Origin of the sequence: Fibrella aquatica, assembly GCF_041321135.1 — a bacterium.
In the GTDB taxonomy this organism is placed as follows: domain Bacteria; phylum Bacteroidota; class Bacteroidia; order Cytophagales; family Spirosomataceae; genus Fibrella; species Fibrella aquatica.
Genome location: NZ_JBGGWF010000010.1, coordinates 1 through 15,236, shown reverse-complemented (window position 1 = coordinate 15,236; position 15,236 = coordinate 1). Strand labels below are relative to the sequence as shown.

Genomic DNA, 15,236 nt, shown 5'->3' with positions numbered 1-15,236 from the left:
ACGGTGGACACTGGCTTTAATCTTTGTGGCTTCACACAACTAAGTCAGCGTTTCCATGCAACTATCCCGTTACTTTCTGGCCGGTAGCCTCACTCTTTTAGCCTTAGCTTCATGCGATCACCGCGACGGTGGACTGACTCCACAAACGGAGAATGTTAGCCTGTTTCGTGAAATAGCATCGCAAGATCTAGGTGGAACAGCCGCTTCTGAGATTTCGGCCTACGACCCGCTGAGCAAGCGGATTTTTACAGTTAATAATGAAACCGTTGCCAAAATCGAGATCCTGGACTATTCGGGCGGCACGCTAACCAGACTCCCTGCTATTGAGGTAGCCACGTTGGGTGGTGTTGCCAACAGTGTGGCCGTGAGCAACGGTAAATTGGCTATTGCGCTGGAGGCAGCCAATAAGCAGGCTAATGGTAGTGTGATCGTACTAGATACCCGCACGTTGGCCGTTCTGAAAACCATTCCCGTAGGTGCCCTGCCCGATATGGTCACCTTCAGCCCCGACGGTCGCTACATCGTTACGGCCGACGAAGGGGAGCCCAACGCTACCTATACCGTTGACCCCGTTGGTTCAGTATCGATCATCGATGTGACGAATAATTATAGTGTGAAAACGCTGACGTTTGAAGCTTTTGATTCACAAAAAACGACTTTGATGGCCAATGGGTTTCGCCTCTTTGGTCCCAAAGCCAGTTTTGCCCAGGATGTAGAACCTGAGTACGTGGCTGTTTCGCCCGATTCGCGTAAGGCGTGGGTAACCCTCCAGGAAAACAACGCCATGGCTGAAGTAGATCTGGTAGCAGGCAGCATTCTTCGCATCGTACCGCTAGGACTGAAAGACATCAGCTTGATGAGCAATGCTATTGACCCAAGCGATCGGGATAATAAGATTGAACTGGCTACCTGGCCCATCAAAACATTTTTCCTGCCCGATGCCATCGCTCAGTTTGAGACCAATGGCGGTAGCTACCTCATCACGGCCGATGAAGGAGATACCCGCGACTATAGTGGATACAGCGAAGAAGCCCGTATCAGTACACTGACCCTCGATCCGGTAGCTTTTCCGAACGGTGCTACGTTGAAAAATGCGGCCAATCTGGGCCGGATGCTGGTAACGAAGAGTCTGGGAGATAGCGATGGCGATGGCGACTATGATGTACTCTATGGCTTTGGTGGGCGCGGTTTCAGCATTTTCAATGCGGCTACCGGGCAGCGGATTTACCTTTCGGGCAAGAGCCTGGAAGAAAAGGTGATTGCGGCCGGGCTTTACGACGATGCGCGTTCAGATGATAAAGGGGTAGAGCCCGAAGGTGTAACGGTTGGTATGGTCAACGGACAGCCTATTGCTTTTGTAGCGTTAGAGCGGGTCGATGCCATTGCGGTTTATGACCTTAGCGATCCAGTCAATCCGGTGTTCAAACAGTTGATCGCTACTGGCGATGCGCCCGAGGGTGTTCATTTTGTGCCAGCTGCGACAAGCCCTACAGGCCGAAGTCTATTAATCGTTAGCAATGAGGGAGACGGAACAGTAAAAGTGTATCAACCCGACTTCCTGTAAAAGCAGCCTGGTTTGAAAAAAGGGGAAACCGTGCCGAAAAGGTGCGGTTTTTTTGTGAGTAGGTATCGAAATAGCTTTTTCTGAGCAGAATTTTGAAACAATTGCGCTTTTTAGGGATAAGCTTTGCAACTTGTCGCTTTCGTAGAAAAAGAAGAGTGACGGGCTATAATTCCGGGTTCTATGCCTTTAAATATGAAAATGCGGGTAATTTTGCGTGGTTCTTTGCGAGCCTGATCCCTACCAGTTGTTGTTGTTGACGAAAAAATAGATTTGCGAATGAAACGTATTGCTGTGTTTACCTCCGGGGGTGATGCGCCGGGTATGAACGCCTGTATTCGGGCGGTTGTGCGCGGGGCAGTTTACCACGGTCTCGAAGTGTTTGGCATTCGCCGGGGGTATAATGGAATGATTAATGGCGACATATTCCAGATGACCTCCCATTCGGTGAGCAACATTGTTCAGCGGGGCGGAACTATCCTGAAGTCGGCCCGCAGCAAGGAGTTCATGACCCCGGAAGGTCGGCAGAAAGCCTACGACCAGTTGCAGAAATTTGGCATTGAAGGATTAGTTGCCATTGGCGGTAACGGCACGTTTACCGGGGCTACCCTTTTCTTCGATGAATTTGGCATTCCAACCGTTGGCGCCCCCGGCACGATTGATAATGACCTATACGGTACCGATTACACGATTGGCTTCGATACGGCAGTAAATACGGCTCTCGAAGCGATCGACAAAATCCGCGATACAGCCGATTCACACGACCGTATTTTCCTGATTGAAGTGATGGGCCGTGACTCTGGTTATATCGCTATTCAATCGGGTATTGCGGGGGGGGCCGAGTTGGTCATGGTGCCCGAGGTACTAACGCCTATTTCGGAAGTGGTTAATATTCTGCAGCAGGGATTCATCCGCAGCAAATCATCCTCTATTCTGGTGGTGGCTGAAGGAGAAGAAGAAGGTAGCGCCAAGGAAATTGCTGAGAAAATCAGCAAGATGATGGTTGGCCAGGACCTGGATATGCGCGTAACTACACTTGGTCATATTCAGCGTGGGGGCGTACCAACGGCCTATGACCGCATTCTGGCGAGTCGTCTGGGACTTGGCGCGCTGGAGGGTCTGATGAATGGCGAGAAAAATGTAATGGCGGGTATCATCAACAATGAGCTCGTGTATACACCCTTCCGCGACACCATTCGCCTACCAAAACCCATCAGTGAGGACCTGCTCAGAATGGTGAAGATTTTGTCGGTGTAAATTTTTTGAGGGTTCAACGTTCAAGGTCTAAAGTCTAAAGGGCTCCGCTTATAAACCATTCGGTTAGTAAGCGGAGCCCTTTGGACTTTAGACCTTGAACGTTGAACCCTCAAAAAATTTACTCGGCTGCTTTCTCTTCAGCAGGTTCGCTGGCTTCTGCTTCCGCTACTGGTGCTTCTTCTGTTTTCTCGAATGATTCTGGTGCATGCTGACGCAAGATAGTATACCAGCTGATCAGCTTACGGATATCGGTATCCCGTACGCGTTCCCGGTCATAATCGGGGAGAACCTGCGCCATAAAGTCGGCAAGTTCGGCTCCATCCGCTTTCGAGGTAACTGGCAATTCGTCGCCGAACTTATCAGACACCATCATCAGAATGTCGCCGAGGGGTACTGATTGCTCGTTCTGAGGCGAATCAGGACGGTCAACATACATTGAAATGTCGTTGAGTACAGACACGCGGGCTTGAGGGCCCATCATGGTTTTTGCTTTTTTAGCGTCGATGCTTTCGACGATTACGCCCGAGCGGCCCGGTTTCACAATCCGGTACAGGCCGGGATAACCCGAGATATTGGCAATGGTTTTTAGTGCTTCCATACGAAGTGCAAAGGTAAGGCTTAATCTGTTTAGGGTATTATGTGATGATGTGCTAAAGTTTAACGTCCAAGGTCTAATGTTCAACGTCTAAAGTCTAACGTCCAAAGTTCAAAGGCGCTGCTTCATTGATAATCAGGCATAAGCGGAGCAACTTTAGACGTTAGACTTTGAACTTTAGACTTTACTTTTTCGTCGGGTTCAACGTCCATTCGCCGTTTAGCTCGTCGATGTAGTTGAGTACTTCGTCGCGGCCTTCGCCGGATACGGCTGAGGTGACAAAATACTGGGGAAACGTATCAAAGATTTCGGACATGGCCTCGCGGTATGCATCCAGCGCCAGTTGTCGGCCGCCCGACTTTATTTTCTCGGTCTTGGTGAATACCATGGCAAACGGCAATTCCTGCTCACCGAGGCGGGTCATGAAATCGAGATCGATCTTCTGGGGCGGAATCCGCATGTCGATCAGCACGAAAATACACTGAAGGTTCGACCGGCTGGTGAGATAACCCGAAATGATGCCGGCAAACTGCTCACGAATTGTTTTTGGCACTTTGGCAAAACCAAAGCCGGGTAAATCAACTAAATACCAGGTAGTCTCGCCTTTCAGATCATTGATTCTGAAGTGATTGATGAGTTGTGTTTTGCCCGGTTTTCCCGATGTTTTTGCCAGGTCGGGGCGTTGCACCAGCCGATTGATCAACGACGATTTACCCACGTTTGACCGGCCAATAAAGGCATATTCCGGCCGGTCAGGTTTTGGGCATTTGGTCCAGTCTGTATTACTGATAACGAACTCGGCCTGATGAATTTTCATAGATATGGCAACTTACTGAACCGCAAAGGTACAACGTATTAGATGTTAGATGGTGGATATTGGATACTGGACCTACAGGCAACCACATCTGGTTCATTATCCAGCGTCCAATATCTAGTATCCAACGTCTAGTACGTTGCCATTTCGGGTTCGATCTGCTGCGCCCAGGCGTTGATGCCACCTTCGAGATTATACAGATTGGCGTAGCCACTCTGCGTGTAGAGGTAATTGGCCACGTTAGCTGACCGAATGCCGTGGTGGCAATAAATCACTACAGGTACGTTGGTTGGAATGCGCTTGCGGTCGGCGGCGGCTGTAGCGGCAATCATGCCCACCGGAATGAGGACAGCACCGTCCAGATGGCACAAGTCATACTCTTCACGCTCTCGGACATCGAGCAGAAAGATGGATTCACCCTGCTCCAGGCGGTCGGCGAGTGCACGGGCGGTTATTTTTTTCGGAGCATCGCTGACCGATAAACCCGGCTTTTGCCGGTCGGCAATTCCTTGTCGGGCCATCTCAGCGGCATTAGCCTGGCGCCTGATCTTCACCGTCCGGCTTGTATGTGAGAGTAGATCGGTCATCAGGAGTTTGTCGGTTAGCGGTTCGCCAATACCGGTGAGCAGTTTCAGTACTTCAGTGGCCTGATACGTGCCGATTACACCGGGGAGAACCCCTAAAACACCTGTCTCAGCGCAATTTGGTATTTCCATCTGGCTGGGGTTTTCCGGAAAAACACAGCGGTAGGTTGGCCCGCGCTGTCCGTCGGGTAGTTCAGCGTTGAAAATGGCTACCTGCCCCTCGAAGCGGTGGATAGCCCCATAAACAAAGGGCTTGTTAAGAGTAACGCACCAGTCGTTAACCAGGTAACGTACCCCGAAATTATCAGTACAGTCAACTACTACATCATACGAATCGATCAGGGCGCGGGCGTTGTTGGCATCGAGCGTCTGAACATGAGTGTCGAAGCGCAGATCAGGGTTGAGACGTTGCAGATGAGCCACGGCAGCTTTGGCTTTTGGTTGCCCTATATCGCTGGTGGTATAAAGCACTTGTCGTTGCAGGTTACTAAGATCAACCACATCGGGGTCGATCACCCCAATTCGGCCCACACCTGCAGCGGTCAGATATAGTAATACGGGACAACCGAGGCCGCCGGCTCCAACCACCAGCACACGGGATTTTTTAATGGTCAATTGACCCTCAATGCCCCATTCGGGCAGGTTCAGGTGTTTTTGATAACGGGTTTGTTCGGCTGGTGTTAACATGGATCAGGTGTAGCAATTCAGGCTATATACTGAACGAAAAACAGACCCTTTTTGGGTCACTTTCGATCAAAGGATAGTCATTTTTTTTCAGACAAATAACCGGGTATGATTCCAGTTAGGGCAGAATAAAAATAGCGTTAATCCAATGACTAAATATAGACATACGCAGTATTGTTACTAAGCGACGTATGCTGCGCTAACCTCTACTGAAAACTAGTATGGCTTAGAAAGCTGACTACCGTAATTGGCGTAGTCCCCTGGCGATGCTCTTGGCCATTTTTCGGCGAAAAGCTGGATCAATAATCAGGGATTCGTCGATAGCGTTGCTTAGAAAAGGGCCTTCCACCAGCAGATTTGGATAATCTGTCGGGCTGTTGAAGAAGAAATTGAAATGCCCCACGTTCCCAAATTCCGATACTGGCAAACGGCGCAGTAACTCCGTGAGTACCTTTTGACTCCATGGCCGAAACCCAATGTGTTTGTAATACGTGCTGACGCCCCGCACCCTGGCGTTTCCTGATGAATTGAAGTGAACACTCACCAGTAAATTCGGCATTAGCTTTCTCATGGTCATAATCCGCTCAACGGTGCCAAGTGTAGAGTCGGTCGTGCGGAGCATGATTACCCGTGCCCCGGCACGTTTGAGGTACGTTGCCAGTTGTTGGGCCACATCGAGGGTCAGGTTTTTTTCGAGTTGCCCGCTAAGTCCGCCTTTGGCGCCCGTGTTGGTCCCGCCATGACCTGCATCTACGGCAATGGTCAGTCCCCGTAACCGCCTGCCCTCGGGCGGACGGCGTAATCGGAGCATCAGGGTTGTTTTCTGATAATAGAGCGAATAGCCCCAATGCGCAGGGCCGCGTTTTGGCGTTTTCAAGGCCACAAAAATGCGCACGTGCTCATCGGCAACCTGTTCAAACCAAACCCGTTCAACGGTTTGCACTGTGTGCAACTGGGTGATCCAGTTTGTGTTGATGGCTGCCCCGAAAATATCCAGCACAATTCGATTGGGGTCAACTTCCTGGCTGCTTTGATAGGGTAACCGGGCGGGCAGGCGGATGGCTACGTAATCGTACACGCTATCGCCCGATACAGTCCAGTTGCCAGTGAGCAAGGTAGCTGGTCCGATACGTTGGCGTAGGCTGGGTACGTTGGTGCTGTCGGTTGGGTTGACGAGCGTATCAATGCGTACCTGATTGCTGGGTACGTAGGCGGTTTGGTTGGGAGCTAACTGCACCCGGTACAGGTTGTCGGTGATACCTGTGATGTGCAGCACCACGCCCGAATCGAGTGTTTCGCGTTTCGCTCCGCCCAGCCGATCGGTACCGGGGCCGTAATAAAGGTTAGTCAGCGCAGTTTTTGTGGAGCCAGTGAGCAGGGTGTCGCGTACGGGCGCGGTTTGGCCGAGTGCAGAAAGGGAAAAAAGAAAGAGGAGAAGTGTCTTCATAAGCGAATGTAAACACAGAGCCACATAGTACACAGAGAAAAACATCCGTGTACTATGTGGCTCTGTGTTTACATTCGTTGGTTCTACTAGTCTATTTTGAAGTCAGTATCAGGTAATCCTTTGTTTACCTCTACTTTATCCACCGATAGCGTCAGGGTCATAGGTCCCATTGGCTGCTTGATCTGGTGAGGTACTTTCACCCCGTTTATGTCTTTATAATCACTGTAGCCAACGATCTGCGCTACTTCACCTTGCGGGCCTTTCTGCATCGACATTGTCTGAATTTTCAGGCCCGTGGTGGCGTCGAAAAAATCGGTCCAGACATGACCGTTGGGCGTTGTGTTCTTCACCTTGAACGAGTCTTTACCATCTACCTGTTCAGCGCCGTCGAGCGTGCTCGTTACTTTGTTGGCAGCGTAGTGTAGTTCTGGAAAAAGTCCGTCCTGAACCAGTTGCTGATCGGCTTCTTTGCCGGTAAGAGAGGTTGTGTTGCCGCGTGATGTCATGGCTACTTTCTGACCGTCGCTGACCGTCTTCATCATCTCATTACCCATCACCATCACCGACAGCACCGATTTATTAGGGGCTTTGTCTTTGCGGGTCAGTTTCACGGCAGTGCCCTGAACTTCCGTGCTCATCAGAGTCGTCATATCCTGCACTTTAACCAGCGCCTCTTTACCACCGATGGCGGTGATATACTTGTCGATCACCTGCTGGGCGCTCATACCTACAGGGGCTGCTTTGGCCGCTGTGGGAGCCGCTACCGGGTTTCCTTTAGCATCGAAATACTCGATGTCGCCAAACCGTTTCAGCTTGTCGGCAATTTCGCTGGCTTTACCAACCACCACAATGATGGCGTTATCGGGCTTGATGAACTGTTTACCGGCGCGGGCTACATCGGCCTCCGTGATGGCGTCAACGTATTTCAGGTAGTTCGGGAAGAAGTCGGCAGGCAGGTTGTAGCGGGCCGTGTTGATGGCGAAATTGGCTACCGTTTGTGGATCTTCGAGAGTGAAAATGAAATTGCCACCAAAGGCGTTTTTAGTTTGCTTCAGCTCAGCCGCCGTTACGGGCGTAGTGCTGATAGCCTTCAACTCGTTCATGATTTCGGCTACCGAACTGTCGGTCACGGCGTTACGAACGCTGGCGCTGGCCCGGAACCGTCCAACCAACCGGTCGCCCGAGAGGCTTGAGTAGGAGCCGTAGGTGTAGCCATGTTTCTCGCGTAGGTTGTTGAACAGGCGGGCTTCAGAACCACCCAGAATGTCGTTCATCACACTGGCCAGAATGGTCTCCTGTGAATAAGGTTTTAACATCACCGGGTAACCCACGCTAATAACCGACTGCACCGATGAAGGCCGGTCGACAAGGGCAATTTTGGTTTTGGTGATTGCCGCCGGTGCCGGGTACGTCGGCTTGGGTACTTCGCCCCGTTTCCAGGTGCCAAACGCTTTTTCGACCAGTGTTTTTGCCTGAGCCGGTGTGATATCACCCACTACCGCCAGATAACCGATGTTGGGTCGGAAATAAGTATTGTAGTAAGCCTGTACGTCGGCAATAGTCACTTTATCAACGGTTTCTTCGGTTTGCTGCTCACCGTAGGGGTGATTTTTGCCGAACGTAACGATGTTAGCCACCTTGCTGGCAATGGCGTTTGGGTTATCTTTCTGCGCAGCTAAACCCGATTTGGTCTGTTTTTTTAGTTTGTCGAGTTCGGCCTGCGGGAAAGCGGGGTTCAGCACTACATCAGACATAAGCTCGAATAGCTTACCCGCGTTTTTGCTCAGCGAACCGCCAAAGACACCCGTGGGTGACGTACCCAGATCGGCCCCGATAAAGTCGATCTCTTCGTCGAGTTGTTCTTTGGTGCGAGTTTTCGTGCCGTTGCGAAGTAATTGACCCGCAAAACTGCTCACACCTGCTTTGTCGCCCTCGAAGAGTGGCTCGCGATCGAGCACAAGGCTTACTGCTACGCGAGGCAGCTTATGGTTTTCGACCACAAATACCTTCAGGCCATTGGGCAGCGTAAAGGTTTCTGATTTGCCAATCTTGATTTGCGGCGCTGGTGCGTCTACTGGTAATTTGCTCCGGTCGAGCGTCTGGGCGAAACCACTGGCCGATAAGCCAAGCAGTGAAAGGCCTAGAAGAGTATGTTTGAATGTCATCTTTTTTGAAGTCTTTTGCGGCGTACCATTCGGCTACCGTAGAGACGCAAAATTTTGCCGCAACGGCGGACCGGTCTCTATACGGGCGTCAGCAAAACCGCGTAGTGATCTATTTTCCTTTTCCCGTGTCTTTAGTTTCTGCGGTTCTAGGCAGATAATATAGTACCACACGGTTTTCGGGGCGTAGGTACTGATTGGCAACGCGACGAAGGTCTTCTTTCGTGACTTTGTTGTAGCGGTCAATCTCGGTGTTGATCAGGTTGGCATCGCCGTAATACATCTTGTAGTTGGCCAGGTTTTCGGCCACACCAAAAATGCGGGCGTTCTGATTCACAAAGTTGGTTTCAAGCTGATTCTTAACCTTTGTCAACTCAGCGTCGGTCACCAGATCTTTCTTTACCCGGTCAATTTCTGTGTTTACTGCTGCTTCCAGGTCTGCCGGATTAACACCCTGATTGGCAATTGAATAGGTCAGGAATAAGCCTGTGTCTTCGTTATTCACCGGAAAAGCGGCCGACTGTACAGCTTTCTGTTGTTTGTCAACAATTTCCTTATTCATGCGTGAGCTTTCGCCACCGGCCAAAATCGTTTGCAGTACTTCCAGCGCGTATGAATCGGGAGTGCCCTGTGCGGGTGTGTGGTAAGCCTGTACTACGGCTGGTAGTGTGATGTTATCGAAGATGGTGTCGCGCACTTCTTTGGTCTGCGCCGGCTCTTTGATGGTTGGTCTATAAACCGTCTTAGTGCCTTTCGGAATTTCGGCGAAATACTTCGTTACCAACGCTTTTGCTTGTGCTGGCTCAATGTCACCTGCGATAGATAGGATGGCGTTGTTGGGTACGTAGAAATCTTTGTAGAACTGCCGGAACTCGTCGATGGTAGCGGCGTTCAGGTGTTCCAGCGAACCAATGGGTGCCCATTGGTAGGGATGCTTGGTAAAAGCATGGCTGAGCACTTCGGTAAAGATCGAGCCATAGGGTTGGTTGTCGATTCGCTGGCGTTTTTCTTCTTTCACCACTTCGCGCTGCGTCTCTACCCCTTTCTGGTCAATTTTGGCATGCAGCAACCGTTCCGATTCCAGGTATAAACCCAGCTCAAGTTTGTTTGACGGCATTACCTCGTAATAGAACGTGCGGTCCTGGCTGGTGTTAGCGTTCAATTGCCCGCCGTTGCCTTTCACGATCTTCATGTACTCGCCGCGCGCAATGTTGTCTGAGCCTTCAAATAGCAAATGCTCGAAAAAGTGTGCGAAGCCAGTGCGCGTTGGTTGTTCGTTTTTTGAGCCAACATGATACATCATCGTCACAGCCACCAGTGGCGTGCTATTGTCCTGATGCAGAATGACATGTAGGCCATTAGGCAGGTCAAATTCGGTGAATTTAATGCGCGCCGCTGTGGTCGATGTAGTGGCTGATGCTTTGGTAGCACCTGCCTTTACGGCAGCCTGGGCGGGCGACGGTTTGGCGGCTTTCTTCGATTGCGCTGGTGCCTGAACAGATAGGCACGCACCAGCGGCCAATAGCCATAGGGTTCGTTTCATACAAACTAATTGGAATAAATTGGTTGTGGGTTGCCACATGGCAGCCTATAAAAATACAACCCAGCCGTTGCGCTACACAATGGCTGGGTTGATTGATTACACGAAAGGAAGTTAAAGCCGTATGAACGGTTACTAACAAAGAGGTATGTATATGTACATATTGTACCGGGAATACACACTAACCAAGCAGTGCCATCTGCACCAGGTACGTACCTGCGCCAGCCAGGTAACCAAGCAGAGCGAGCCAGCTGATTTTGCGGAGATACCAGCCGAATTCGAGCTTTTCCATGCCCATAACGGCAACACCAGCGGCCGATCCAATGAGCAGAATACTGCCGCCCGTACCGGCGCAATAGGCCAAGAACTCCCAGAGCTTGTTGTCGGCCGGGTACGTTTGCATATCGTACATCCCCATGGCAGCGGCTACAATAGGTACGTTATCAACTACCGCCGACACCATGCCGATCAAGAGCACAATCACGTCGAGGTTGCCGACGGTTTCGTTCAGGTACGTTGCCATGGCCCGTAAACCGCCGGTAGCCTCCAGCGAGCCAACGGCCAGCAGTATTCCCAGGAAAAAAAGCACGCTGGGCGTATCGATTTTTTGCAGGGCGTAGGCGGGTGTAAGCGGTTCACGCTCAGCTTCATCTTTGTCTTTATGAATGATTTCAGAGGCTAGCCAGATAACTCCTAAAGCGAGCATTACACCCATATAGGGCGGCAAGCCGGTCAGTGTTTTAAACACCGGTACGAAAAGCATACCGCCGAGTCCGATAGAGAGCATCAATCGCCGGTCGCGCCGGGCTACTTTATTGATGTACGGGCGGCTTGCTCCTTCTTCATCGGGGGTAGCTACAAAAGAGGTTGTACCGGCCGGATATCGGAAGGTCACGATCAGCAGGGGGACCAAGAGCGCAATCAAACTGGGGAGTAGCAACGTTTTAATAATGTTGGCTGTAGTCACCTGACCGCCAATCCAGAGCATGGTGGTGGTCACGTCGCCGATGGGTGACCAGGCGCCGCCCGCGTTGCAGGCAACAATGGTCATGCCGGCCATCAGTCGCCGTTGATCGGGATCGCGGATGAGCTTACGGAGTACAGACACCATCACAATAGCGGTGGTCAGGTTGTCGAGTAAGGCCGATAGGAAGAAGGATAGACCACAAGTGATCCAGAGCAGGGTACGTGTATTGCGACTGGCTATGCGGTCGGTAATCAGCGTGAAACCTTCGTGGGCGTCGATCAACTCCACAATGGTCATAGCACCCAGCAGAAAGAATAAAATCGCCGATATATCGATCAGGTGGTGGCCAAGTTGCTCACCTACTACATGATGATCCGGTTCTGTTACCGCATAAACTGTCCAGCAGAGTACACCGGTGATCAGTGCCGTTGCCGTTTTGTTGATATGGATAACATCTTCCAGCGTAATAAGCAGATAACCAAGGAGGAAGACGAGTAAAATAGTAGTCAGCATAGGGCGTTTACGAGTAGCATTGATCAACCATGAATTACCTAAGCAGGCATAGAATCAGCGAATTTTATACGCAGGTTGCTATGTTACTAAGTCAGCATGCGTTTTTATTGTTCACTTATCCCGGCTGGTTACTATTCAGTCTTCAAAAATTGATATTTATTGTTCCCTGGTTGTGGGTCAACGGTATGACCATCTGGCCGTTCGTGCTCTTACGGAGGCCTAACCCATCGGCTCGCTTGCTCAATCATGAGCGAATTCACCTGCGCCAGCAACTCGAGTTGGGCATCGTGCTCTTCTACATCTGGTACTTCTCCGAATATGGTTACTGGCGCCTGAGAGGCCGCGATCATTATACCGCTTACCGGTCTATCTGCTTTGAACGAGAGGCCTTTAATAATGACGATGACCTAACATATCTCAACAAACGGCCGTTTTGGGCGTTCTTGAAGAACAGGTAACAGTTATCAGTCAACAGTTATCAGTAAACAATGAACAGTTATCAAAGGCTTGACCACTGTTCGCTGATTACTGCTCTATGGTAACTGATAATTGTTTACTGATAACTGTTCACTGTTATGAAACGCTCTGTTAAGATTCTCATCGCCCTTTTGGTGCTGATCATTGTGGCTCGCCTGCTGTTACCCTGGTTTGTGCTCAGGTATGTCAACAAAACCCTGGCCGATATGGGCGATTACACCGGATACGTAGATGACATTGATATTGCGCTGCTGCGCGGTGCTTATCAGATCAATGATCTGACGATAAAGAAGATAAACGGAAAAGTTAAGGAACCCTTTATTGAGATTCCACGAACTGACCTCTCTGTTGAGTGGCAATCACTTTTCAAGGGAAAGTTGGTGGGTGAGGTAGAGTGCTACGAACCCGAACTCAACTTTGCGTTTAGCAACAATGAAGCGACCAGCCAAACGGGAGAGGGGGCCGACTGGACCAAACTGGTCAAAGACCTGCTACCTATTCAAATAAACCGGTTCGCCGTAATCAACGGCCGAATTGACCTGGCGAGTCTGGTGACGAAGCCCCGCGCCGATATGTCATTTCACAACGTAAACGGGGAACTCCGCAACATTCGAAATGTAGAAGAAAAAGCCGGTAGTCTACCTTCACCAGTCTGGCTTACGGGCGACGTACCTGGTTATGGTGGTACTATGCGTTTCGATGCCAACATGTATTTGCTGAAAGAACTCCCCGATTTCAATTACAACCTGAAGTTCACCAATTTGCAGTTAGTAAAATTGAATCCGCTGGCGCGTGAATATGCTAATGTTGATTTTGAACGTGGCACTATGAGCGTTTTCTCTGAAATGGCCATGAATGATGGCAAATTGAATGGCTACCTGAAACCGCTCACCAAAGACATGAAGGTGTTTAAGTTGAAGGAACCCGGCGAAAAACGAACGGTTGGCCGCTTCTTCACTGAACTACTCGCCGAAGCAGGATCTGAAGTACTGGAGAACCAGAAACGCGATCAGGTGGCCACTCGTGTGCCGCTGACTGGTACAATCGATGCTATTCAAACGCCAGTCTGGCCAACTATTTTCGGTGTGTTACGCAATGCGTATGTAGAGGCGTTTGAGCAAAAATTTGATGACGACGTCACCTTTAAAGATGCGTTACAAAGCTTCAAAGAAGATTATAAAGAAAAGCGAGCCGAGCGCAAGGCTGAACGGAAAGCGAAACGCGCCGAACGGAAGGCTGAGCGGAAAGCGGAAAGGGAGAAGAAGTAAGAGATGAGAAGCAAGAGGCAAGATTTGCTCCGCTGTCATGTACTTCGTTCCTATGCAGCGCAATTCTTGTCTCTTGTTTCTTACTTCTAGCCTCTTAATTCTCACCGGGCCGGTATCTGATTGTACCAATCGCCATCAGAACGGCAGTTAGAATCACCACTAAGGTGAGGATCCCTTCGCGAAAACCGGTGAGTTTCAGGGCTTGCGGAATATTGGCGTAGAGCAGAATCGTGATCAGTCCGCGCGGGGCAATCCAGTTGAGAGGCCGCCAGTCGCCGGGGTAGATGAGACGCAGAAGAGGCCAACGAACGGCGAAGATCACGATCAGGAATAGGGCGCTGACAATCAGAGCGTCGGTGTCGATGAGCGAGGTAAGATTGGTAGCGTAACCAAACAGCAGGAAGAAAAACGTCTTAACGATGAAAGCTCCTTCAGACGTCAGGTTTTTGAACTGATCCAGTTCCTGTTCAAACAAATCACTTTTAAACATTCGGGCTAGTCGACCACGAATAAACAGTTCGGTATTGTTTAGAAACAGGCCGAAAATAAGCACCAGTAACAGCGACGACAGATCGTAGATATTAGCAATGGCATAAACCAGCAGCAATACCGAAATGATGGGCAGAAACTTGACGGGGTGGTTGATGCGACCAATGAGGTAGAGAAGCGCAAAACAACAAATTACCGACACCAGACCCATTGTCAGCGTATCGCGGATGAATCCGAATGTAGCACCAAGTAACGATACGTCGCTTTCTATCAGAAAGTTATACAGCATAATGCTGATGATAGCCGCAAATGACGTCTCGTAGGTGATAAACTCGCGTTTTTCGGTAGAGAGTGGCCGAACGGCCTGCCCGGCAATGGAGCTACTGACAATACTAAACGGTAGAGCGTTGATCAGGCATTTGTAGTACGACTCATCAAGCAATAGAAACAACATGGTGGCCAATACCAGCGTGGTTAGCAGAATAGACGAAAGGGCCATCAATCCCGTTCGCCGAACGAGGCCGAGCCGATCTGGCTGAATGTCAAGATCCAGCCCCCCCTCCAGCACAACCAAAATCAGCGACAACGTACCCAGCGTAGACAGCGTTGGCGCTACATAGGGCACCTGAATATTCAGCGAGTTGGTTAACAGGCGAAGCAACGCGCCCATGAGCAGCAGTAACAGAAGCGGCGGCGTTCTGAAACGACTGCTCAACAGGTCGAACCCATACGAAACCAGCACAGCGGTACTCAGGGCAATGATCAGGTAAGAGGTGTTCATTAAGGAGCTAAGAATTAAGAATTAAGAATTAAGACGGTCCGCCGTTGCGGTTGCGCTGCTGAATCACCACTAGGTACTATAGCAGCGCAACCGCAAC

12 protein-coding genes are annotated in these 15,236 nt (G+C 50.4%); 4 read left to right on the top strand and 8 right to left on the bottom strand.

Annotated features, from left to right (window positions below; all coding sequences use genetic code 11):
• The first annotated feature begins 55 nt into the window (after positions 1 to 55).
• Complete coding sequence (locus ACAW87_RS19675; protein WP_370725349.1) at positions 56 to 1,564, top strand: choice-of-anchor I family protein; 1,509 nt, start codon at positions 56 to 58, stop codon at positions 1,562 to 1,564.
• A 276-nt stretch (positions 1,565 to 1,840) separates the two neighbouring features.
• On the top strand, positions 1,841 to 2,818 hold the full coding sequence (pfkA, locus tag ACAW87_RS19670; protein ID WP_370725348.1) for a 6-phosphofructokinase: 978 nt from the start codon (positions 1,841 to 1,843) through the stop codon (positions 2,816 to 2,818).
• 118 nt (positions 2,819 to 2,936) lie between these two features.
• On the opposite strand, the gene ACAW87_RS19665 is transcribed toward pfkA, so the two are convergent.
• The 7 genes from ACAW87_RS19665 to nhaD form a co-directional block, all read right to left on the bottom strand.
• Positions 2,937 to 3,416, bottom strand: coding sequence for a DUF5606 family protein (locus tag ACAW87_RS19665; protein ID WP_370725347.1), 480 nt, complete (start codon positions 3,414 to 3,416; stop codon positions 2,937 to 2,939).
• Between the two features lie 181 nt (positions 3,417 to 3,597).
• The gene (gene yihA, locus ACAW87_RS19660) at positions 3,598 to 4,230 is read right to left on the bottom strand and encodes a ribosome biogenesis GTP-binding protein YihA/YsxC (protein ID WP_370725346.1); all 633 of its coding nucleotides are present in this window, start codon (positions 4,228 to 4,230) and stop codon (positions 3,598 to 3,600) included.
• A 128-nt stretch (positions 4,231 to 4,358) separates the two neighbouring features.
• Positions 4,359 to 5,498: a molybdopterin-synthase adenylyltransferase MoeB gene (gene moeB, locus ACAW87_RS19655; RefSeq protein WP_370725345.1), complete on the bottom strand. Its 1,140-nt coding sequence runs from the start codon at positions 5,496 to 5,498 to the stop codon at positions 4,359 to 4,361.
• Positions 5,499 to 5,733: 235 nt separating this feature from the next.
• Positions 5,734 to 6,942, bottom strand: a complete 1,209-nt coding sequence (locus ACAW87_RS19650; protein WP_370725344.1) for an N-acetylmuramoyl-L-alanine amidase — start codon at positions 6,940 to 6,942, stop codon at positions 5,734 to 5,736.
• Positions 6,943 to 7,028: 86 nt separating this feature from the next.
• Entirely contained in the window at positions 7,029 to 9,107 is a 2,079-nt protein-coding gene (locus tag ACAW87_RS19645; RefSeq protein WP_370725343.1) for a M16 family metallopeptidase, read from the bottom strand.
• Between the two features lie 109 nt (positions 9,108 to 9,216).
• Positions 9,217 to 10,647: a M16 family metallopeptidase gene (locus ACAW87_RS19640; protein WP_370725342.1), complete on the bottom strand. Its 1,431-nt coding sequence runs from the start codon at positions 10,645 to 10,647 to the stop codon at positions 9,217 to 9,219.
• 178 nt (positions 10,648 to 10,825) lie between these two features.
• Positions 10,826 to 12,124 carry a sodium:proton antiporter NhaD gene (gene nhaD / locus ACAW87_RS19635; protein WP_370725341.1) on the bottom strand — a complete coding sequence of 433 codons (1,299 nt, stop codon included), beginning with the start codon at positions 12,122 to 12,124 and terminating at the stop codon, positions 10,826 to 10,828.
• 185 nt (positions 12,125 to 12,309) lie between these two features.
• Between nhaD and ACAW87_RS19630 the strand changes: the two genes are divergently transcribed.
• Together ACAW87_RS19630 and ACAW87_RS19625 are read left to right on the top strand one after the other, a co-directional pair.
• Complete coding sequence (locus ACAW87_RS19630; protein WP_370725340.1) at positions 12,310 to 12,582, top strand: hypothetical protein; 273 nt, start codon at positions 12,310 to 12,312, stop codon at positions 12,580 to 12,582.
• Positions 12,583 to 12,699: 117 nt separating this feature from the next.
• Complete coding sequence (locus tag ACAW87_RS19625; protein WP_370725339.1) at positions 12,700 to 13,869, top strand: DUF748 domain-containing protein; 1,170 nt, start codon at positions 12,700 to 12,702, stop codon at positions 13,867 to 13,869.
• Positions 13,870 to 13,963: 94 nt separating this feature from the next.
• On the opposite strand, the gene ACAW87_RS19620 is transcribed toward ACAW87_RS19625, so the two are convergent.
• Positions 13,964 to 15,139, bottom strand: coding sequence for a cation:proton antiporter (locus ACAW87_RS19620; RefSeq protein ID WP_370725338.1), 1,176 nt, complete (start codon positions 15,137 to 15,139; stop codon positions 13,964 to 13,966).
• Positions 15,140 to 15,236 lie beyond the last annotated feature (97 nt).